The 20,687-nt window shown below is 71.9% G+C and carries 16 protein-coding genes; 11 read left to right on the top strand and 5 right to left on the bottom strand.

Annotation, left to right across the window (positions count from 1 at the left end; translation table 11 throughout):
- Positions 1-48: 48 nt before the first annotated feature.
- Positions 49-609 (bottom strand): ArsR/SmtB family transcription factor, encoded by a 561-nt coding sequence (locus FVE25_RS37625; protein ID WP_181019846.1) that lies wholly within the window; start codon positions 607-609, stop codon positions 49-51.
- A gap of 115 nt (positions 610-724) precedes the next feature.
- Between FVE25_RS37625 and FVE25_RS37630 the strand changes: the two genes are divergently transcribed.
- From FVE25_RS37630 to FVE25_RS37640, 3 genes are all read left to right on the top strand, one after another.
- A complete protein-coding gene (locus FVE25_RS37630; protein WP_157252234.1) occupies positions 725-3,184 on the top strand; it encodes a M20/M25/M40 family metallo-hydrolase in 2,460 nt (819 codons plus the stop codon).
- A gap of 15 nt (positions 3,185-3,199) precedes the next feature.
- Positions 3,200-4,273 carry an FAD-dependent oxidoreductase gene (locus FVE25_RS37635; protein ID WP_246268042.1) on the top strand — a complete coding sequence of 358 codons (1,074 nt, stop codon included), beginning with the start codon at positions 3,200-3,202 and terminating at the stop codon, positions 4,271-4,273.
- A gap of 79 nt (positions 4,274-4,352) precedes the next feature.
- Entirely contained in the window at positions 4,353-5,510 is a 1,158-nt protein-coding gene (locus FVE25_RS37640) for an alginate lyase family protein (RefSeq protein WP_219825817.1), read from the top strand.
- Here the strand turns inward: FVE25_RS37640 and FVE25_RS37645 are convergent.
- Together FVE25_RS37645 and FVE25_RS37650 are read right to left on the bottom strand one after the other, a co-directional pair.
- Positions 5,507-6,124 carry a DUF4396 domain-containing protein gene (locus FVE25_RS37645; RefSeq protein WP_157252235.1) on the bottom strand — a complete coding sequence of 206 codons (618 nt, stop codon included), beginning with the start codon at positions 6,122-6,124 and terminating at the stop codon, positions 5,507-5,509. The genes FVE25_RS37640 and FVE25_RS37645 overlap by 4 nt on opposite strands.
- An 88-nt stretch (positions 6,125-6,212) precedes the next feature.
- Positions 6,213-6,845 carry a GNAT family N-acetyltransferase gene (locus FVE25_RS37650; RefSeq protein ID WP_246268045.1) on the bottom strand — a complete coding sequence of 211 codons (633 nt, stop codon included), beginning with the start codon at positions 6,843-6,845 and terminating at the stop codon, positions 6,213-6,215.
- 78 nt (positions 6,846-6,923) lie between these two features.
- Here FVE25_RS37650 and FVE25_RS55615 point away from each other — a divergent pair, with 78 nt between their 5' ends.
- The 6 genes from FVE25_RS55615 to FVE25_RS37675 all read left to right on the top strand — a co-directional run bounded on the left by FVE25_RS55615 (position 6,924) and on the right by FVE25_RS37675 (position 14,067).
- Entirely contained in the window at positions 6,924-7,229 is a 306-nt protein-coding gene (locus FVE25_RS55615) for a hypothetical protein (RefSeq protein WP_246268051.1), read from the top strand.
- 96 nt (positions 7,230-7,325) lie between these two features.
- Positions 7,326-8,714, top strand: coding sequence for a PLP-dependent cysteine synthase family protein (locus FVE25_RS37655; protein WP_219825818.1), 1,389 nt, complete (start codon positions 7,326-7,328; stop codon positions 8,712-8,714).
- Positions 8,714-10,006, top strand: a complete 1,293-nt coding sequence (locus FVE25_RS37660) for an MFS transporter (RefSeq protein WP_157252237.1) — start codon at positions 8,714-8,716, stop codon at positions 10,004-10,006. Before FVE25_RS37655 ends, FVE25_RS37660 begins: the two co-directional genes overlap by 1 nt.
- A 40-nt stretch (positions 10,007-10,046) precedes the next feature.
- Positions 10,047-11,657, top strand: a complete 1,611-nt coding sequence (locus FVE25_RS54535) for a serine/threonine-protein kinase (protein WP_219825819.1) — start codon at positions 10,047-10,049, stop codon at positions 11,655-11,657.
- 724 nt (positions 11,658-12,381) lie between these two features.
- A complete protein-coding gene (locus FVE25_RS37670) occupies positions 12,382-12,954 on the top strand; it encodes a DUF1989 domain-containing protein (RefSeq protein WP_157252238.1) in 573 nt (190 codons plus the stop codon).
- Positions 12,955-13,068: 114 nt separating this feature from the next.
- On the top strand, positions 13,069-14,067 hold the full coding sequence (locus FVE25_RS37675; protein ID WP_246268052.1) for a coiled-coil domain-containing protein: 999 nt from the start codon (positions 13,069-13,071) through the stop codon (positions 14,065-14,067).
- Here FVE25_RS37675 and FVE25_RS37680 read toward each other — a convergent pair.
- Positions 14,064-14,927, bottom strand: coding sequence for an exodeoxyribonuclease III (locus FVE25_RS37680; protein ID WP_219825820.1), 864 nt, complete (start codon positions 14,925-14,927; stop codon positions 14,064-14,066). The two genes, FVE25_RS37675 and FVE25_RS37680, sit on opposite strands and share 4 nt — an antisense overlap.
- Positions 14,928-15,020: 93 nt before the next feature.
- Here FVE25_RS37680 and FVE25_RS54540 point away from each other — a divergent pair, with 93 nt between their 5' ends.
- Together FVE25_RS54540 and FVE25_RS37690 are read left to right on the top strand one after the other, a co-directional pair.
- The gene (locus tag FVE25_RS54540; protein ID WP_219825821.1) at positions 15,021-18,770 is read left to right on the top strand and encodes an AAA family ATPase; all 3,750 of its coding nucleotides are present in this window, start codon (positions 15,021-15,023) and stop codon (positions 18,768-18,770) included.
- A gap of 99 nt (positions 18,771-18,869) precedes the next feature.
- Positions 18,870-19,763, top strand: coding sequence for a CHRD domain-containing protein (locus tag FVE25_RS37690; RefSeq protein WP_157252240.1), 894 nt, complete (start codon positions 18,870-18,872; stop codon positions 19,761-19,763).
- Here the strand turns inward: FVE25_RS37690 and FVE25_RS37695 are convergent.
- Entirely contained in the window at positions 19,745-20,668 is a 924-nt protein-coding gene (locus tag FVE25_RS37695) for a pirin family protein (RefSeq protein ID WP_157252241.1), read from the bottom strand. The two genes, FVE25_RS37690 and FVE25_RS37695, sit on opposite strands and share 19 nt — an antisense overlap.
- Positions 20,669-20,687 lie beyond the last annotated feature (19 nt).

Genomic DNA, 20,687 nt, shown 5'->3' on the forward strand with positions numbered 1-20,687 from the left:
CGGTGGTCAGCGTCTGTTCGACTCGGGGCTGGACATAGAAATGGGACCTTAGTCGGTGATGTCGGGGAATGCAAGAAAACGGGTATGGACGCGGCGGGCTTCCGGGTCGGCCGCACCGGCGTCGGTGTAGCGCATGACCAGCGCCACGTACTCCTCGAAGAACGCGGCGAGCTGCGGCAACGTGACCGTGACCGTACCGCGGGAGAAGGGGAAGGCATCACCCCAGCCGCCCGGTTCGGAGGCGGCGAGGGCGCGGCGGAACGCGGCGACGTCCTCGTTGTAGGCGCGGGCGTTCATCTCGTCCATGACGGCGCGGGTCTCGTCGTCCTGCTCGCTGCGCAGGGGGAAGCGGATGTCGGCCGGGACGTGCCGCCACCAGCGCTCGCGGCCGCGGGCCTTCTCCGGGACCTCCTCGACGAAGCCGTGTTTGGCCAGCTCGCGCAGGTGGTAGCTGGTGGCGCCGGTGTTCAGGTCGAGGTCGCGGGCCAGGTCGGCGGAGGTGGCGGGGCCGTGGGCGCTGAGGTGGTCGAGGATGCGCTGGCGGCGCGGGTGGGACAGCGTGCGCAGCGCCTCGAGGTCGGTGAGCTTGCGTACCTCGTGAGCGGCCATGGCCGTCAACCTACCGGATTCTTGTGCATTCTTCCCCATCTCCATCTGCGTTTTCGCGCTGCCTTGTGCACAACCGGGCTTGCACAATCCATTGTGCACAAGTCATTGTGTACCCATGCGCAAACACATCCCTTCGCCGGCGCGCCGCCCGGTCGCCGGGCTCGTCGCCTTAGCCGTCCTCGCGGCCGTCGCCTTCGCCGCCTGGCTGGCCGAACGCCCGCCCGCGCCCCTGGGCGAGGACGCGCCCGCCGCCCAGTTCAGCGCCACCCGCGCCTGGCCCCACCTGGAGAAGATCGCCGGTGGCGGCCCCACGCCCGTCGGCTCGCCCGGCGGCGACCGCATCCGTGACTACCTCGTCGGCCGGCTCGCCGCGCTCGGCCTCGAGCCGGAGGTGCAGACCGGGGTCGGCGCCCGCAGCTTCGGCTCGGCGATCGTCTCGGGGCTCACCGAGAACGTCGTGGCCCGCATCCCCGGCGCCGCCGCCACCGGTCAGGTCGTGCTCGCCGCCCACTACGACTCCACCACCACGACCCCCGGGACCAGCGACGACAAGGCGTCCGTGGCCGCGATCCTGGAGATCGTCCGCGCTCTCCAGACCGGCGGGGAGCGGCCGCGCAACGACCTCGTCATCCTGCTCAGCGACGGGGAGGAGCCCGGGCTGATCGGCGCCGAGTCCTTCGCCGCCCACCACCCGCTGGCCCGGTCCGGGGGCGTGGTGATCAACCTGGAGGGCCCCGGCAACGGCGCCCCTTCGGCGGTCTACAACGTCACCCCCGGCGGCACCGGCCTGACCGGGGTGCTCGCGGCGTCGCCGTACCCGGTGGGAGAGTCCGCCCTGATCGGGATTTATCGCCAGACGGGCTTTCATTCCGATCTGACCACCCTGGAGGAACACGGCTTCATCGGCGTCGACCTCGGCACCGCCGGCGGTCGCGCCTACTACCACCACCCCCGCGACACCCTCGCCAACTTCGAGCCCGCCGTCCTGCAGATGCACGGCGCCAACGGCCTGGCCCTCACCCGCGCCGCCCTGGCCGCCGACCTGCCCCGCCTGCGCGAGCCCTCGGACGCCGCCTTCTTCTCCGCCTTCGGCGCCGTCGTCCGCATCCCCGGCGCGCTGATCCTGCCCCTGGCCGTGCTCGGAGCGCTCGTGGTGCTGGCCTTCGCCGTCCTGGCCCGGGTACGGCGGGCCGCGTCCCTGCCCGGGATGGGGCTGGCCGTGCTCACCGCGGCCGTGCCCGCGGGGCTGGCCTACCTGGCCGGGGATCGGCTCTGGCCGCTGCTCGGCCTGCTGCGGCCCGGGTACGCGGGGATGGTGTACGGCGAGCCGTACCGGCCGGATCTCTACCGGCTGGCGCTCATCGCGCTGGCGCTGGCCCTGGTCTGGGGGTGGTTCGTGCTGCTGCGCCGCCGGTTCGGCCCGGTCGCCCTCTCCGTGGGGGCGCTGGCCTGGCTGGCGGTCGCCGGGGTCGGGCTGGCGGGGGTCATGCCCGGGATGTTCTACTACGGTGCCCTGCCCGCGCTGGCCGGGGGGCTCGCCGGGATCGCCGCCCTCTTCCTGAACGGCCCGCGTCCGGCCCGCGGGTCCGCTCTCCTCGCGCTGGCCGTGCAGACGGCGGCGGCGGTCGTGGGGGTCGTGCTGCTGACCGCCGGGGCGCGCACCTTCGCCGCCTTCGGGCTGGCCCTGGCCGCCACGGCCATGGTGCTGCTCGTCCTCGCGGCCTTCGCGGCGCTGCCCGTGCTGGCCGCGGCCACCCCGGGCGCATCAGGCGCATCGGACCCGGGTGCATCGGGCCCGGGTGCATCGGGCCTGGGTGCATCGGGCCTGGGTGCATCGGGTCTGGGTGCATCGGACGCCGCGCGCAGCCTGCAGGGGCGGCTGCGCGCGGCGTCCGGTCCGGTGGGCGCGGCGGTGCTGGCGGTGGCGCTGGCGGCGGCCGGCCTGGTCTACGACCGGTTCGACGAGCAGCACCCGGAGGCCGCTCATCTCGCCTACGTACTCGACGGCGGGAGCGGGCAGGCGCACTGGGTCAGCGCCGACGAGCGCCTCCACCCGTGGGCGGCCGGCCTCACCCCCGAGGTTCCCGGCTCGTGGGCGCTGCCGCTGCCGTTCGGCATGAGCCCCGCCCACGCCGGGAAGGCGGTCGCGGCCGAGTTGCCCGCGCCCGAGGTGCGCGTGCTCAGCCGGCGTCAGGAGGGGGCCGAGACCGTCACGCGCGTCCGGGTCCGCTCCCTGCGGGGCGCCTACCAGCTCAACCTCCACGCCGACCGCCCGGCCCGCGCGGGGAGCATCCGCGTGGACGGACGCCCCGGGGTGCCGCTGCCGCAGCCCGAGGAGGGGCCGGGCGAGGGGGAGTGGCCGTTCGAGGCCCAGTTCTTCGCCCCGCCCGGCGCCGGCGTCGAGTTCGAGCTGCGCACCAGCGGCGCCCCCGCCCTGCTGGCCACCGACATCACGCTCGGGCTCGACGGCCTGGACGGCTACCGTCCCCGGCCGGCGACGGTGGACCTGAGCTCGTCCACCGGCGGCCTGCCCACCGACTCGGTCGTCGTCGTGGGAAGGATCCGGGCGCCGTGATGGTTTCCGACGATCGTGGACATCACTGACGTCGTGGTCATCGGCGCGGGGCAGGCGGGCCTGTCCAGCGCCTACTTCCTGCAGCGCTTCGGCCTGGACACCGTCGTCCTGGACGCGGAGTCCAGGCCGGGCGGCGCGTGGCGGCACCGCTCGCCGTCCCTGACCATGGACAAGATCCACAGCATCTTCGACCTGCCCGGCGTGCACCAGGAGGGCGACCCGGACGGCGCCGCACCGGCCCGCGAGGCGGTCCCGGCCTACTACGCCGCCTACGAGCGCGCCGTCGGCCTGGACGTGCTGCGCCCGGTCCGCGTCTCCGCGGTCTCCCGGGGCGACGACGACCGCCTCGTCGTGGCGGCGACCCGGCGGGACGTGCCGACGGAGTGGGCGGCGCGGGCCGTGGTCAACGCCACCGGCACCTGGACCAGGCCCTACTGGCCCTACTACCCGGGCGGCGGCGACTTCCGTGGCCGCCAGATCCACTACGGGAGCTACCGGGGGCCGGAGACGTTCGCCGGACAGCGGGTGGTCGTGGTCGGCGGCGGCGCCTCGGCCATGCACGTGCTGTCCGAACTGGCCGACGTGGCCGCCGGCACGCTCTGGGTGACACGGCGCGAGCCCGTCTGGCGCGACGACGAGTTCGGCGAGACGGCCAGGCGCGACGCCGTCGCCCTGGTCGAGCGCCGGGTCCGGGAAGGGCTGCCGCCGCAGAGCGTGGTCAGCGTGACCGGGCTCGGCTCCACCCCGGTGATCCGGGCGGCCAGGGAGAAGGGCGTGCTGAACCGGCTGCCGATGTTCTCCCGGATCACGCCCGACGGGCTCACCTGGGCAGACGGGCGGCACGAGCGGGTGGACGCGATCGTGTGGGCGACCGGGTTCCGCTCCGCGCTCGACCACCTGGCCCCACTCAAACTCCGCGAACCCGGCGGCGGCATCAAGGTGGACGGCACCCGGGCCGTCAAGGAACCCCGCCTCCAACTGGTCGGCTACGGTCCGTCGGCCAGCACGATCGGGGCCAACCGGGCCGGCCGTACGGCCGCGCTGAACATCCAGCGGCTCCTCGAGATCCCCGCCACCCTCACGGCGTAGCCGTTGACCGGTCATCGTTACCGGGGCTTGGATGGTTGTCAGACACCCGATGTCTGACCCCTGACAAGAGGAGCCCTCTGTGCGCCCCATCCTCGCCACTCTCCTGTTAACCCTCGCGCTGGCCGTACCCGCACCCCCGGCCATGGCGCAAAAGGTCGGAGCGGCCTTCAACCACCCCGGCGTCCTCGTCAGCCGCGCCCAGCTCGACCACGTCAAGGCCAACCTCGGCGGCGAACCCTGGAAATCGGCGTGGGCGGCGATGCGCGCCAGCTCGTTCGCCTCGCTGTCCTACACGCCGAAACCACGCGCCACCGTGGAGTGCGGTCCCTCCTCCAACCCCAACCACGGTTGCTCGGACGAGCGCAACGACGCGATGGCCGCCTACACGCACGCTCTGCAGTGGTACCTGACCGGCGACGACCGCCACGCGAAGAAGTCCGTCCAGATCATGGACGCCTGGTCGGCCGTCATCACCGAACACATCGGGCACAACGCCCGCCTACAGACCGGCTGGGCCGGCGCCTCGTTCTCCCGCGCGGCCGAGCTCATGAAGCACACCTACACCGGCTGGTCCGGCGCCGCCCGCTTCGCCGGCAAGCTGCGCACCGTCTATCTGCCGATCGTCCTGGCCGGCAGCCCCAACACCAACGGCAACTGGGAACTGATCATGACGGACGCGGCCGTCGGCATCGCCGTGCACCTCGACGACCGCGCCGCCTTCGACAAGGCCGTCACGACCTGGCGCGGCCGCCTGCCCGCCTACGTCTACCTGACCACCGACGGCGCCCTGCCCAAGCAGGCGCCCGGCAGCAGGTACGACACCAGGGAAGAGCTCATCGCCTACTGGTACGGCCAGACCACCTTCGTCAACGGCCTGGCCCAGGAGACCTGCCGCGACTTCGGCCACACCGGCTGGGGCATCGCCGCCGCCGTCCACGTCGCCGAGACCGCCCGCCACCAGGGCCTCGACCTGTACGCCGAGGGCAAGGACCGGCTCCGCCACGCCATGGGCTTCCACGCCGGGCTGCAACTGGGCGAGCCGGTGCCGTCCTGGCTGTGCGGCGGCTCGGTCAAGCCCGGCCTCGGCCCCACCTTCGAAGTGGGCTTCAACGCCCTGCACAACCGCATGGGCATCGGCATGTCCCGCACCCAGCGGCTGGTCGAGCAGAGCCGCCCGGCAGGGGTGAGCCACTTCCTCGGCTGGGAGACCCTCACCCACGCGAGCAACCCCGCCTAGTGGTAGGCGTGGACGACCGCGTGCCCCTTGCCCCTGCCGATCAGCCACTTGTTGACCGGCGTCGTCACCAGGAACGCCACGAGGAAGGCGAAGGCCAGCGCGCCCCAGAACAACCCTGAGGCGAGCCCGGCGTCCATGGCGCCCGGGACGATCAGCATGACGCCGTTGTCCACGATCTCCATCACGATGATCGACACCGTGTCCGCGGCCAGGGCCACCTTGAGCGCCTGCTTGACGCTCAGCCCCGCCTTGAGCACGCCTACCATGGTCAGCGCGTACCCGAACACGAACGCCAGCCCCACGGCCAGCGCGATCGTGGCCAGGTTCCCCCAGCCGAGCGCGGTGCCGATCACCATGCCCAGGACCTCGCCGATGGCGCAGCCGGTGAGACAGTGCAGGGTGGCCATCGCGGCCATCTTCCACGACACCGCCCCGTGCCCGCCGTGTTCTCCCGCTTGGGGTACGGCGTGAGCCGCATGGTCACCGTGTCCGGGGTGGGCGTCGTGGCCCGTGTGGTCGCCATGTCCCGCGTGCTGACCGTGGGCCGCGTGGTCGCCATGGGCTGCCTGGGTGCCGTGTCCGGCGTGGCCGTCATGGTCCTGATGCGCAGACATGTTCAAACTCCATTCCTGAAAACCGACAAAAAACTATACCCCACAGGGGTAGTCATGCAAGAGCCCTGCTCAGCGCCGATGTGCGGGGCTATCTCTCGGTCACGCCGAAGGCGGTCCAGCCCCGATCGGGGAAACCCGCCGCGTCGGCGACCGCGGCGGAGGCCAGGTTGCCGGTGGCGTGCATGTACGTGGGGACGGCGCCCTCGTCCAGCGCCCGCCGCGCCGCCTGCGCCACGAGCCGCCGGGCCAGCCCGCGGCCTCGCGCGGCCGGCGCGGTCACCACGGACAGCTCGTGCCCGAAGCGGTCATGCCGCTTGACTCCCACGCCCGCCAGGTGCTCGCCCGTCTCCGGGTCCAGCGCGACCAGCGCCTCACCGCCGAACGGGTGCAACCACTGCGGCGCCTGCCCGGCTGGCACCCAGATGCCCGCGTCGGGCAACGCCGCGGGTTCGGTGCTCCACCGGTAGGTCGCGGTGAACCAGCCGCGCGTGCCGTACCCCACCAGGGCGGGCACCTCGCGCAGGCCGGCCGCGTCCGCGACGGCGGCGGCGTGCTCGGGGGCCACGGACAGCACGGCACCCTCCGGCGAGCCCACGCCCAGGGCGGGATGGACGTTGCCGTCCCACCCCGGCTGTGCGCGCCGGACCGTGCCCACGACCTCGAAAGCCCGGGACGGCGGCCACGCGCCCAGCCATTCGCGCAAATGCTCGGAAAGAGTCACGGCGGCTACTATAGAAAGTAGTAAAGAATGGCGCGTCACCGGGGTGCCGGTCACACTGTGTGATGTAGCGTGCACGCCATGAGCTGGAGGCCGCTCCTGGCGCTCATGGTCGTGCTCACCCTGCTCTGCATGGCCGGACCGCACGCCCACGCCGACACCCCGCAGCCCGCCGGGGTCTCCGCGTGCGACTCCGGCACGCATCCACACCAGCACGCGGCTTCGTGCGACGCCCCGGCCGCCCAGCCCGCCGACACGGCCCCGGCTGCGCCCGCCCTCACGGCCCGCCGCCCCGCGACCCCGGGGGAGTCCGCGGCGCCGATCGGCGCCTCTATGCCCGGAACCCGCGCTGACCTGCGAAGTCTCCTCTGTGTGAGCCGGATGTAGCAGCGCCGGGTGGCGCATGCATCCCGGCCTCTACTTGAGCGGGATGGTCAAGCGCCCCGTGGTGCGCACATCCCAGCCTCAGCACAGGAGACACACATGGATATTTCCGGACTCGTGGGCAACACGCCCATCCTCTGGGTGCCCGAACTCTGGTCAGGCGGCGAACGCGGCTTCTGGGCCAAACTCGAGGGCTACAACCCCGGCGGCATCAAGGACCGCGCCGCCCTGCACATGATCGCCGAAGCCCGCCGGCGCGGCACGCTCCGCCCCGGCGCCCCGATCATCGAGTCGACCAGCGGCACCCTCGGCCTCGGCCTCGCCCTGGCCGGAGTGGTGCACGGCCACCCCGTGACCCTCGTGGCCGACCCCGGCATGGAACCCCTCATGCGCCGCCTCCTGCTCGCCTACGGAGCGCGCCTGGAGATCGTGGCCGAGCCGTACCCGGAAGGCGGCTGGCAGGCCGCCCGCCGCGCCCGCGTCCGCGACCTCCTGACCCGCGACCCGGACGCCTACTGCCCCGACCAGTACGCGAACCCCGACAACGTAGCCGCCTACGCACCCCTCGCAGCCGAACTGACCACCCAGCTGACCCACATCGACATCCTGGTCTGCAGCGTGGGCACCGGCGGCCACAGCGGCGGCATAACCCGCGCCCTGCGCACCCGCAACCCGGCCCTCCGCCTGGTCGGCGTGGACACGATCGGCTCGACCATCTTCGGCCAGCCCGCCCGCTCCCGCCTCATGCGCGGCCTGGGCAGCAGCATCCACCCCGCGAACGTCGCCTACGACGCCTTCTCGGAAATCCACTGGGTCGCCCCGGCCGAAGCGGTGTGGGCCTGCCGCCGCCTGGCCGCCGCCCGCTACGCCACCGGCGGCTGGAGTGTGGGCGCCGTCGCCATGGTCGCCTCCTGGCTCGCCCGCCGCGAACCCCCTGGCACCCGCATCGCCGCCGTCTTCCCCGACGGCCCGGAACGCTACTTCGACACCGTGTACGGCGACGCCTACTGCGCCGAGCACGGCCTCCTGGACCACAAACCCGAGCCCGAACCCGACGAACTCCCGCACCCCGCCGCCTGGGAAGCCACTCGCTGGTCCCGCTGCACCACCATCACCCCACCCTGCCCGGCCGCCTCTGCCCGCCCGCAGGGATCGGAACCAAGGGATGACGCGCCGGGGCCGGCCGGCCACCAGGGCAAGGGGCCACGGGGTGATGGTCTGCGGGGTGACGGCCTGCGGGATGACCGTCTACGGGGTGAGGGGCTGCGGGATGACAGCCCTCAGGCCGATCTTCGGCGGGATGACAGCCCTCAGGCCGATCTTCGGCGGGATGACAGTCCTCAGGCCGGCCTTCGGCGGGATGACGGGTCCCGGGCTGAGGGGGCTCCTGGAGGGGTGCGGGCCGGGCGGGGTGGGTGGTGGTGGCGAGGGGTTCCGGGGCGGTGGGGTGAGGCCGGGGGTGGGTGGGCCAGGGCGGGGGAGGCGTGATGCGGGCGCCGGCCGGGCGGAGCGGGGTGCTGGGGCACAGCCGGGCGGTCCGATTGCTCATGGTCAACCAGCTGACGATCAACGTCGGCTTCTACATGCTCATGCCCTACCTGGCCGGGCACCTCACCGGGGATCTCGGGCTGGCGGTGTGGGTGGCGGCGCTGGTGCTGGGGGTGCGAAACCTGTGCCAGCAGGGGTTGTTCCTGGTGGGCGGGAGCCTGGCGGATCGGGTGGGGTACAAGCCGATGATCCTTGCCGGGCTGGCGCTCCGGACCGTGGGGTTCGGGATGCTCGGGGTGGTCGAGGGTGTACCCGGGCTCATCGTGGCGTCCGCGCTCACCGGGCTGGCGGGGGCGTTGTTCAATCCCGCCGCCCGGGCATACCTGGCCGCGGAGGCGGGGGAGCGGAAGGTGGAGGCGTTCGCGCTGTTCAACGTCTTCTACCAGACCGGGATTCTGGTGGGACCGCTGGCCGGGGTGCTGCTGAACGGGCTGGCCTTCCGGGTCACCTGCCTGACCGCGGCCGGGCTGTTCGCGGTGCTGGGGATCGCTCAGGCCCGGATGCTGCCGGCGCGGCGCGGGAGCCGGGCGGGCGCGGACGGGTCGGTGGTGTCGGACTGGCGGGCGGCGCTCACCGACCGGGCGTTCTGCCAGTTCGCGCTGGCCATGACGGGCTCCTACGTGCTCGGGTTCCAGGTCTACCTGAGCCTTCCGCTCGCCGCCCCCGCACAGGCCACCTGGATCTTCGTGGTGTCCGGGGCGATGGCGATGCTCGGTCAGCTGCGGGTCACCAAGTGGGCCCAGTCGCGCTGGAGCCCCGGCCAGGCGATGAGCCGGGGTCTCGCGCTGATGGCCCTGGCCTTCGCCCTGCCCGGCATCGCGGCTACGGGTCTGCCCGGACTCGCGACGCCTGCCGCCACCGGCCCTCCCGCAGCACTCTCCGGATCCCGCGCGGCGGCACTGGGCGGCGGGGACGGGGCGATGGCCGTGGCGGTGATCGCGGCCACCGTGCTGCTCACCCTGGGCAGCATGATCGTCTACCCGTTCGAGATGGCCACGGTCGCAGGCTTCGGCGGCGATCGGGTCGGTACCTATTACGGCCTCTACAGCACCGTATCCGGCGTCGGAACCGCCCTCGGGAACGTGCTCACCGGGGTGGCCATGGAGGCGGGTCTGGCCTGGTGGGGGCTGGTGGGGGTAGGGCTGGGGAGTGCGCTGGCCGTACACCTGCTCTATCGATCCCGTCACGGTATCTCGACAGAGCGTGTTGAACCGGCCGCGGATACAGGTTAGGGTCCGGACATACTGGATCTTCTGCCATGGGGGTTCCACGATGCGAGTTCCGGGCTACACGGAGATCCGGGAGCTCGGACATGGGGGCACCGGCCGGGTGATGCTGGCGGTGCGGGCCTCTGACGGGTTACCCGTCGCGATCAAGCACCTGGCTCCGAAGCTGCGCGAGGACAAGGAGTTCGCCGCGCGGTTCCGGGACGAGGCGCGGGTGATCGGCGAGCTGGACAGTCCGCATACGGCGCGGTTATACGAGTACGTCGAGGGTGATGACGACGCCGCGATCGTCATGGAGCTGGTGGACGGCATCACCCTGCGCCGCCTGCTGGCGTTCGAGGGGGCGACCGGGGCGCTGGCCGCCCTGGCGGTGCTCAAAGGGGCGCTCACCGGGCTCAGCGAGGCGCATGAGCGCGGGCTGGCGCACCGGGACTTCAAGCCGGAGAACGTCATCGTCGCCGCCGACGGGCACAGCAAGCTTGTCGATTTCGGGCTGGCCACCCCGTTCGGGGAGACCGGGGCGTATGTGGGCACACCCCCGTACATGGCGCCGGAGCAGTGGGAGGACGCCCCCGCGGGTCCGGCCACGGACGTGTACGCGGCGGCGGTCGTCCTGTTCGAGTGCCTGGCCGGGCACCGGCCCTTCCCCGGCGAGGACGCCGCCGTGCTGGCCTATCAGCACCAGAACGTCCCGCCGCCGGTCGCGAACCTCGACGAACCGGTCAGGCGGCTGGTGGAGCTCGGCATGGCCAAGGACCCGGCCGAGCGGCCCGCCACGGCCCAGGAGTTCCTCGTCGAGCTGGAGCGGGTGGCCGGGAAGGCGTACGGGAGCGGGTGGGAGACGCGCGGGCGCGCCGGGCTCGGGCTGCTGACCGTTCCGCACACGGCGTTGCTGCCGCTGGTGCCGTCGGCCGGCGCGGAGGTGGCGACCACCATGACGCGCAGCACGATCATGGCGCCGGTCAAGATCGTGGCGGCGGGCGCGATGGTCGCGGCGACCGTGGCGGCGCTGGTCTCCGTCTTCGTCGTGTGGACCGAGCCGCAGGGCGACGCCGTACGCGCGATGCCGCCCGGGAGCGCGGCGCCGCTCTTCACACCTCCCGGGCGTACGGCGGAGCCGGACGTGCCGCCCACCGGATTCCCCGGGACGCCGCCGATCACCCAGGTGGGCGACTGGCCCCGCACACACACCGCCGTACCCACCGCGGCCACCGAAGCGGAAGAACCGGCCGCCACCCCCACCAGGACGCAGGCCCCGGAGCCGACCCACAAGCCCACGCGCAACCCAGAGCCGACCCGCAGCACCGAACCCACCCGCCCCTCCGCGGAACCGAGCCGCAGCCCCGCACGCAACCCCGACTCCGAGCCCGCCCCCAAACCCAGCCAGGAGCAACCGCCCGCGCCCACCCAGGCGCCGCCACCACCGCCGACCAAGCCCCAGGACGACAAGCCGGAGCCGCTGCTGTCGGTGTCGTTGTCGGTCGGCGTGGACCTGCCGGCGCTGAAGGGCGGCAAGGGCCTGCTCGACGCCGACCTCGGCCTCGGCCTGGGCGGCAGCCTGCTGGGGGTGGCGCTGGTACCCGGCTCCGTACTGCTCGGCCGGCGGATCGTGGCCCGCAACGCCGGGCGAAGCCGGCAGGGTCGGCTGGATACGTGACTGTCTGATGCTGGGCGAAGCCGGCAGGGTCGGCTGGATACGTGACTGTCTGATGCTGGGCGAAGCCGGCAGGGTCGGCTGGATACGTGACTGTCTGATGCTGGGCGAAGCCGGCAGGGTCGGCTGGACGCGTGACTGTCTGATGCCGGGCAAAGCCAGCAACCACTGGCAAGACGCCTGGCCGCCTGACGCCGGGAGCGCTCGCAGCGCCAGGAACACATAGCGCTCGCTGCACCAAGGACACGCAACCGGGGACTAGGTGCCGGGCACCTGTGGTGTGCCGGCGCCTGGTGTGCCGGCGCCGCCGGACATGTACGCGACGACAAGGCTGCCCACGGCGACTGCACTGCGCAGTATCTGTGCTGCGCGGTAGCTTTGTCGGGCGGTAGCTGTGCTACGCGGTGGCTGTGCTGCGCAGTATCTGTGCTGCGCGGTAGCTGTGTCGGGCGGTAGCTGTGCTACGCGGTGGCTGTGCTGCGCAGTATCTGTGCTGCGCGGTAGCTGTGTCCCGCGATAGCTGTCCCACGCAGTAGCTGTGTCTCGCAGTGGCTGTGTCTCGCAGTAGCTGTGTCCCGCAGTAGCTGTGTCCCGCAGTACCTGTGTCTCGCGGTATCTGTGCCGCGCGGTAACTGTCTTGCGCGGCATCTGCATCCTGCAGGGCCGGGAAACCAGAGGGGCTTCCCCCACCCGGCGTGCTAAGTGTGGATTTATGCGGATCGATCCCATGAGCGGAAGGGCTTGGCGGCTCAGCGCCGGGAGCCTGCTGAAGATCACCGATGTGGCCGGCAGCCAGAGCGGCGACCTGTTCGCCGTGCCCGCCGACGACCTGACCGACGGCCAGAGCAACGGCCGCACGTTCGACTACGGGGGCACGGTCAGCCTGACGACCGGGTCCATCCTGTACTCGCGCCGCAGCCGCCCCCTGATGAAGATCGTCGAGGACGAGGTGGGCAGGCACGACTTCCTGTATGCCCCGTGCAGTCAGGAGATGTATGAGATCCAGTACGGCGCAGCCACGCCTCAGCCGAACTGCTACGACAACCTCACCGGTGCCCTGGCGGCCTTCGCCGTACCGGCGGCGACGGTCACGATCGCGTTCAACTTCTTCATGAACACCGAGGTCGGCCAGGACGGCAAGCTGCGCATCCATCCGCCGGTCTCGCGTGCGGGCCAGAGCGTGAGCCTGCGGGCCGAGTGTGACCTGGTGGTGGCGGTGACCGCCTGCCCGGCGGGAACGTGCAACGGTGACGGCGGCGGCGCCCGCCCGCTCGACGTCGAGGTGATAGATACCGAATGACCTGATTCCACCCCTGCTGCAACCATCCCCTACTATCGTCGATCGGATAGAGGGCGCCCCCGGCCTGCGACGTACCGATCGGCCATCGCCCTTCGGCACGGGCGAAGGAGAAGCGTGGCGGTTGCGTCACTCGCTGGCGTGCGGCGCGGGCCGCTGTGGAAGAGGCTCGTGGCGCTGGCGGCGGCGGTGACCGTGGTGCTCGTGCCCGTGTCCGCCGCGGCCAAGCCGAAGCCGACCGTCAAGCAGCTGAAGAAGGAGCTGGCCGCGCTTCAGAAGGAGTCGGACAAGCTCATCACCGACTACTACAACAGCCGCATCGCCCTGCGGAAGGTCGAGAAGACGGAGAACGCCGCCCGCGCCCGCCTCAGGGACGCCCAGGAGGTCTTCGACCGTGAGGCGGTCAACCTGAGGCTCATGGGCGTCACCCAGTACATGACCGGCGAGCCCAATCTGCTCAACATGTTCGGCGGCCCGGGCGCCCCGGAGGCCATGCTGTCCCGGGTGGCGATCAGCCGCCAGATGATCGACCTGCAGAACGCCAGGATCGCCGGATTCGCCAAGGTTCGCGATGAGTTCAAGCGGGCCCAGGAGGAACTTGCGGCCCAGGAGGGAGAGCTGCGCGCCACCGTCGCCGACCTGGACCAGCGCAAGGACAGGGCGGTGAAGCTCATCGACAGGATGCGCGACAAGATCGAGCAGCTCCACGACGTCCCCGGCGCCCGCCGCGACGGCACGTTCGTCCCGCAGCTGCCCGCGGGCGAGGACAACATCACCCCGCGCATGCGCCTGGTCAAACAGCTCGTCCAGGAACGCTTCGAGGTGCCGTTCGGCATCGGCTGCTACCGCTCGATCCAGGACGGCGGCGAACATCCCCTCGGCCGCGCCTGCGACTTCATGCTGAGCCGCGCCGGCGCCATGCCGTCGGCCAAGGAGATCGCCCGCGGCTACAAGATCTCCGAGTGGGTGGTGAAGAACGCCAAGCGCCTCGGCATCATGTACGTGATCTACCGGCAGCGCATCTGGCACGTGCGCACCGGCTCGTGGCGCACCATGACCGACCGCGGCGGGACCACGGCCAACCACTACGACCACCCGCACATCTCGGTGTACTAAGGCGCCTGCGGCAGCTTGACCGAACCCTTCTTGACCGCGGGCGCCGACGGCGGCGGCACCATCGGGCCGATGTCCCCGTCGGGCGCCTCGTCCAGGTCCACGATCACCGGCGCGTGGTCGCTCGGCCCGGTGCCCTTGCGCGCCTGCCGATCGACCCACGCCGCCCGCACCCGCTCGGTGACCGGCGAGGAGGCCAGCACCAGGTCGATCCGCATGCCGAGATCCTTGTGGAACATTCCGGCGCGGTAGTCCCAGTACGTGAACACCCGCTCCTGCGGCCAGCGCTCCCGCACCACGTCATGCAGCCCCAGCGCGCGCAGCCCGGCCAGCGCCGCCCGCTCCGGCCCGGTCACGTGGGTCTGCCCGACGTACGCCTCAGGGTCGAAGACGTCGGCGTCCTCCGGCGCGATGTTGACGTCCCCGCACACCATCGCGTCCTCGGGGCCCGCCTTCACCACCTCGCGCAACGCCGCCAGCCACGCCAGCTTGTAGTGGTAGTGGTCGGAGTCCGGCGTGCGCCCGTTGGGCACGTAGACGGAGTGCACCCGCACACCCCCGCAGGTGGCCGCCACCGCCCGGGCCTCCTGGTGGGGGAAGCCCGGCGCTTCGGCCACGCCGGTGACCACGTCGTCCAGGCCCACCCTCGAAAGGATCGCCACGCCGTTCCACCGCGCCTCGCCGTGCGCCGCCGCCGCGTACCCGCGCTTGGCCAGTTCGGCGCCGAGCAGATCGGCGAAGGGCGCGTCGGCCAGCTTGGTCTCCTGCAGGCAGACGACGTCCGGCCGCCGCTGGTCCAGCCAGGGCAGGAGACGGGGCAGACGCTGTTTGACCGAGTTCACGTTCCACGTCGCTACTCGCACCCGATCCACGATATCGGCGATCGGGGCATCGGGATCATCGCTTCTCCGTAGGCTTGCCCTCTCACCGCGCCGCATCTCGCCCCTGGGGGACCCATGGGACGCTCCGGGAATCTGCCCGCCGAAACCACCTCCTTCGTCGGCAGGACGCGTCTTCTCGCCGGCCTGGAACGGCAGCTGGCCGGCGCGCGGCTGGTCACGGCGACCGGGATCGGCGGCGTCGGCAAATCGCGTACGGCGTTGCGCCTGGCCCATCAGTTGCGCTCGCAGTACGCGGACGGCGTCTGGTTCGCCGACCTCGCGCGGCTCCGGGACGCGGGGGTGATCCGGCACGAGATCGCCGGGGCGCTGGGCATCGCCGACCCGTCCTCGCGGGCCGCCTCGGAGTCTCTCATCACGTGGGTGCGTGAGCGGGGCGCCATGCTGCTCGTCCTCGACAACTGCGAACACCTGGTCCAAAGCTGCGCCGACCTGGTCGAGGACCTCCTTGAGGCGAATCCGGGCCTGCGGATTCTGGCCACCAGCCGCCGGCCGCTGAACCTGCCCTACGAGCGTGTGGTGCCGCTCCCGGCGATGCAGGTACCGGGCGACGCCCAGGCCGAGAGCCTGTTCGCCAACGAGTCGGTGCAGCTCTTCGCGGCGCGGGCGGGTGTGATCGTGCCCGATTTCGTGCTCGACGAGGACAACATCACGCCGGTGGCGGAGCTGTGCCGCCGTCTCGACGGCATCCCGCTGGCGATCGAACTGGCCGCGGTGCGGCTGCGGGCACTGTCGGTGGAGCGGATCCTCGGCCTGCTCACCGACCGGTTCAGCCTTCTCGCCGGGGCCGGCCGCGTCGCGCTTCCCCGCCACCAGACGCTGCGTGCGGCGATCGGCTGGAGCCACGAACTGTGCGGCCCGGAGGAGCGGTTGCTGTGGGCACGCCTGTCGGTCTTCGCCGGGGACTTCGAGCTGGACGCCGCCCGCTTCGTGTGCGCCGACTCCCGGCTCTCATCGGAGGCCGTCACCGGCCTGGTCGCCGGCCTGGTGGAGAAGTCGATCCTGCTGATCCGCGGCAACCACGCCGGGGTGCGCTATCAGCTGATCGACACGCTGGCCGAGTACGGCGGCGAATGGCTGCACAAGCTCGGCGAGACCGAGCGGATGCGGCACAAGCACCTGCAGTACTACCTCGCCCTGGCTCAGCGCAGCGAGGACGCCTGGTCGGGTCCCCGGCAGATCTACTGGTTCGTGCGCATGCGCCAGGAGCACGACAACGTCCGGGTGGCGCTGGAGCACGCCCGATGCACACCGGGCGAGGGCGTCCTGGCGCTGAAGCTGCTGTCGTCGTTGTGGTTCATGTGGATCTGCTGTGGTTTGACCCGTGAAGGCGGCCTCTACCTGGAGCGTTCCCTGGAGGCCAATCCCGACCTCGGCAAGGAACGCTGCAAGGCGCTGTGGGTGCTGTCGTACGTGCGCAGCGCGCAGGGTGACGGCGCGGGCGCGTTGCAGGCGGCCGAGCAGTGCAGCAGCGAGGCGGTCCGGATCGGTGACTCGAACGCGGTGATCCTCGCCACCAAGATGCAGGGGACCGCCGCGCTGGTGCAGGGGGACTTGCAGAAGGCCGCCGCGCTGCTGGGGGTGGCGATCGAGTTCAGCGCCGACAACAAGGAACTCAACCCTGGTCTCCTGCCCGCGATCGTCGAACTGTCGAACGTCCTCACCGCACAGGGCGCACTCGGCGAGGCCGAGGCGCTGGCGGCCGAGTGCCTGCAGGTGTGCAAGGAACGCGGTGAGCTGTGGACCAGCTCGAACGCCCTGTGGGCCCTCGCCCTGGCGCGGCTGGCCGGCGGCCGGGCAGGCGAGGCTCTTGAAGACGCCCGTGAGGCGCTGCGCGTCAAGCGGTACTTTCACGGTCCTCTGGACACACTCCGGGCCCTCGCCACCACCGCCCAGATCTTCTCGGCCCTGGGGCAGCCGCTGTTGTCGGTGCGGATCCTCGGGGCGCTGCAGCAGAACTGGAAGAGCGCCGGCCTGCCGCCGGACAACGCGCCGTGGCTCACCCGTGAGCACGACGCCCTGGTCCGCGCCTGCCGCAAGGAACTGGGCGGGAGCGCCTACCAGCAGGCATTTACGTACGGCGAGCGCCTGGACCTCAACGAGATCACCGACCTGGTGCTCGGGGATCTCGAGGAAGAACAGGCGGCCGGGCTGGAGATCCGGGTCGCGGCGGCCGACGACGACTCCTACGCCAAGGTCGAGCGCGCGGTCAGGCAGATGGTGAACGCCTTCGGCTTCGACACGCCGCCCGGCGGAGGCGACCGCGGCGAGCCGTACCTCATGAAGTTCCGGGGAACACCGGGCGGCACCACGGCCGACGAGCAGTTCGCGCTGCTGGACCAGGCGCTGCGCGCGGAGACCACCGGGCTCGCCGGCGTGTTCGACGACGTGAGCCATGCCGTCGTCATGATCGACCAGACCCTCGTCGTCAGGTCGTTCGGCAAGACCGTGCACCGGCGGCTGTCGGCCGCCGAGCAGGCGTACGTGCGCAGCAACCGCCACCTGTTCGACGATCCCGAGGCGCTGGTGCGCGAGTTGGACCGTCTCCCGGGAGAGCCGATCGTGGACCAGCCCCGGCACCTGAACCCCGAAGACCGGCCCATCGTGGTCGGCTGCCTGGGCGAGGACGCCGCCGGCGCCGTGGAAGCCTGGGCGGAGACCGCGGACTACGAGATCAGAGTCAACCGGCCCCTCTGGGTCAGGCGCGGCTTCACCGAGAGCCGCCTGATCAGCCTGATGATCGTTCCGCCCGCGGGCAGCGGCGAACGCACCACCAAGGTGATCGCGAAGCTGTGCCCGCCGGGTCCGCTGTCCCGCGAGCCGGTGCAGCACCAGCGCGCCTGGAACGCCGCCCCCAAGGACTTCCGCCGCGACCATCTGGTCGGCCTGAGGCCGCACTCGCCGCGCCTGCGGGAGGGCGGCTTCGTGCTGCTGCTGGAGATCGCGGGCGGCAGCTTGGCGGGAATGTGCCAGATGGCGGAGTTGTCGTCGCCGGCGGAGCTCGTCGCCTGCTACCGATCCGTGGTCGAGGGCCTGCTCGGCTCGTGGAACCGGCACGGCCCCGACCCCTCGGCGGACCTGGACTCCGGCGAGTATCTGCGGGCCGAGCTGCGGCAGCGCTTCGTCGCGAACGGAAAGCTGCACATCTGGGCCAAGCGCCGCGGCCTGCTGGACCCGGAGCGCCGCTGGCTCGTCTTCTCGGGCGAACGTGATCGCAGAGTGCTGCCGAACCCGCTGGCCATGGCCGTGAGGGACCTCGCGGGGCCCGACCGGGTCCAGTACCTGCGCGGCTACACGCACGGCGACCTGCACCTGGGCAACGTCCTGATCCCGCGGACGCGGGCCGGCGAACTCATGCCCGACCGGTTCCGCCTCGTGGACCTCACCACCTACGCGGAGGGGGCGCCGCTGACCAGGGACCCGGCCATGCTCCTGCTGTCGATCGTGGCCAGACGGGTGCCGCGCGACCCGCAGGCCCAGGAGGACCTGTTCGACCAGATCATCCGGGGCGGCGGCCACGACGACCTCATCGCGCCCATGACCAGGGTCCTGCACGAGGCGGAGGGGTGCGGGCCGGACTTCCGCGACGACTGGCTGACCCAGTTGCCGTTGTCGCTGCAGGCCGCCGCCCTGACCCACTGCACGTTCGGCGATCTGGACGAGGACGTCCGCTGGTGGTTCTTCCGCCTGGCCGCCCGCTGCGGCGCGGAGTATCTGCGCTTCGCGGGTCTCCGCGAAAAACAGGACGAGAGCCCGGCGCTGCTGAAAAAGGAGGAGATGGGCGGGTTCGACATGACCCAGCGGTGAGTGTGTACTTTTACGCAGTCCCTCGGCTGAACCCGGCCGTGAGCGCTCCCGTACAACCGGGCGCGATCACCCAAGGGTCACACAAGAGAGGGAAAAATCGTGAAGAAGCTCGTCGTGTCCGGTCTGGCCATCTCCGCCGCGCTCACCGCCGCCTCCCTGACCACCACGCCCGCCAACGCCCAGTCCACCACCGCGGTGTACCTGGCCGCCCGCCTCATCGGCGCCAACGAGGTGCCCAAGGCGGGCGACAAGGACGGCGGCGCCGTAGCCGTCTTCCGCATCCGGGGCAACCAGGTCGACTACGCCGTCCGGTGGAACAAGATCACCGCCCCGACGGCCTTCCACATCCACCAGGGCAAGGCGGGCAAGAACGGCGAGGTCAAGATTCCCTTCTTCGGCACCCGGCTCCCGGCCGGCTTCACGGCAGTCAAGGGCACCGTCACCGTCGGCGACTCCGCCCTCCTGCGCCGCATCACCGGCACGCCGAAGAACTGGTACGCCAACCTGCACACCCAGGAGTTCGGCGCCGGCGCCGTCCGCGCCCAGCTCTACCGGATCCGCCCCGTCAACCTGAACACGGTCCTGGCCCACGGCTCCGGCACCACGCTCACCTCGGTCGCCACCGGCGCCAACGAGGTTGCCGCGGGCACCGGCAAGCTCGGCGCGGGCGACAGGGACGGCCGGGCCGCCTGGCTGGTGTGGGCCAAGGGCACCCGCGTCTGGTTCGCCACCACCTGGAGCCGCATCGGCGCGCCCACCAACGGCCACATCCACCGCGGCGCCCGTGGCGTCAACGGCCCGGTCGTGGCCGACTTCTTCGCCGACGCCAAGGGCCTGCCCGCCTCGATCAGCGGCGCCGCCGGCTCGGCGAGCGCCAAGGCGGCCGTCGTCCAGGGCATCAACCGCAACCCGAAGAACTGGTACACGAACCTGCACACCAAGCAGTTCCCCGCCGGCGCGGTGCGCGGCCAGCTTCACCGGGGCGCCTGGTAGGGACGCACCCGCCCCCACGGGCGCAGCCGCGTGCCCGGCAGCTCAGGGGCGGGCAGCGGGTCGCCGTCGAAGCCGGTGACCGTCCCGAAGCCCGGCCCCTGCCTCCATTCCCTCCGGAAGGCGGCGATCTCGTCATGGGTGCGCCCGACGAAGTTCCACCACATGACGATCTCCTCGGCGAACGGCTCGCCGCCGATCAGCAGCACCCGCCCGCGCCCCTCCAGCACGATCCGCTCCCGCCCCGGCGCGAGGTAGAGCAGGGGCCCGGCGGGCAGCTGCGTGATCTCCCCGTCCAGCAGCAGCAGCCCATGCTCGAAACCCGGCGAAACAGGCAGCTCGGCCCGGCCGTCCACGGAGATCTGCATCCCGGTCAGCGGCGTGTAGGCGGTCGCCGGGGACGGACCGCCCATCAGCACCACGGCCCGGTAACCAGGACCCGCCAGCACCGGCAGCTCGGCGTGGTGCTCGAAGGCGGGCTCGACGCCGCGGTGCCGCTCCGGCAGCGCCACCCACAACTGCACCCCGTGCAGCGTCCCGCCCTCGGCGGACTCCTCCGAATGGGAGATCCCGCGCCCGGCGGTCATCAGGTTGAGCTGGCCGGGCCGTACCGCCTGAAGGCTGCCGACGCTGTCGCGGTGCAGCACCTCGCCCTCGACCAGCCAGCTCACCGTCTGCAGCCCCGTGTGCGGGTGCGGCGGCACCCGCATCGTCGCCGCCTCGGGACCGTAGGCGTCCACGAAGCACCAGGCGCCGATCATGCGCCGCCGGAGGTGCGGCAGCGTCCGCGTCACGCTCATCGCCCGCGGCCCGCCCAGCGGCACCGCGCGCCCGGTCAGCAGCTCCGTCTCCGCCTCGCCGTCGGCCGTGCAGACGATCTCGTGCGGGTCCCGCTCCAGGTTGCTCACCCCACGACTGTACGGCCGG

It is taken from the genome of Nonomuraea typhae, assembly GCF_009760925.1.
In the GTDB taxonomy this organism is placed as follows: Bacteria; Actinomycetota; Actinomycetes; order Streptosporangiales; family Streptosporangiaceae; genus Nonomuraea; species Nonomuraea typhae.

Bases quoted from the DNA above. Each gene is read 5' to 3' on its own strand.
- FVE25_RS37625 (WP_181019846.1), bottom strand. From the start codon at position 609: ATGGCCGCTCACGAGGTACGCAAGCTCACCGACCTCGAGGCGCTGCGC.
- FVE25_RS37630 (WP_157252234.1), top strand. From the start codon at position 725: ATGCGCAAACACATCCCTTCGCCGGCGCGCCGCCCGGTCGCCGGGCTC.
- FVE25_RS37645 (WP_157252235.1), bottom strand. From the start codon at position 6,124: ATGTCTGCGCATCAGGACCATGACGGCCACGCCGGACACGGCACCCAG.
- FVE25_RS55615 (WP_246268051.1), top strand. From the start codon at position 6,924: ATGAGCTGGAGGCCGCTCCTGGCGCTCATGGTCGTGCTCACCCTGCTC.
- FVE25_RS37655 (WP_219825818.1), top strand. From the start codon at position 7,326: ATGGATATTTCCGGACTCGTGGGCAACACGCCCATCCTCTGGGTGCCC.
- FVE25_RS37660 (WP_157252237.1), top strand. From the start codon at position 8,714: ATGCGGGCGCCGGCCGGGCGGAGCGGGGTGCTGGGGCACAGCCGGGCG.
- FVE25_RS54535 (WP_219825819.1), top strand. From the start codon at position 10,047: ATGCGAGTTCCGGGCTACACGGAGATCCGGGAGCTCGGACATGGGGGC.
- FVE25_RS37670 (WP_157252238.1), top strand. From the start codon at position 12,382: ATGAGCGGAAGGGCTTGGCGGCTCAGCGCCGGGAGCCTGCTGAAGATC.
- FVE25_RS54540 (WP_219825821.1), top strand. From the start codon at position 15,021: ATGGGACGCTCCGGGAATCTGCCCGCCGAAACCACCTCCTTCGTCGGC.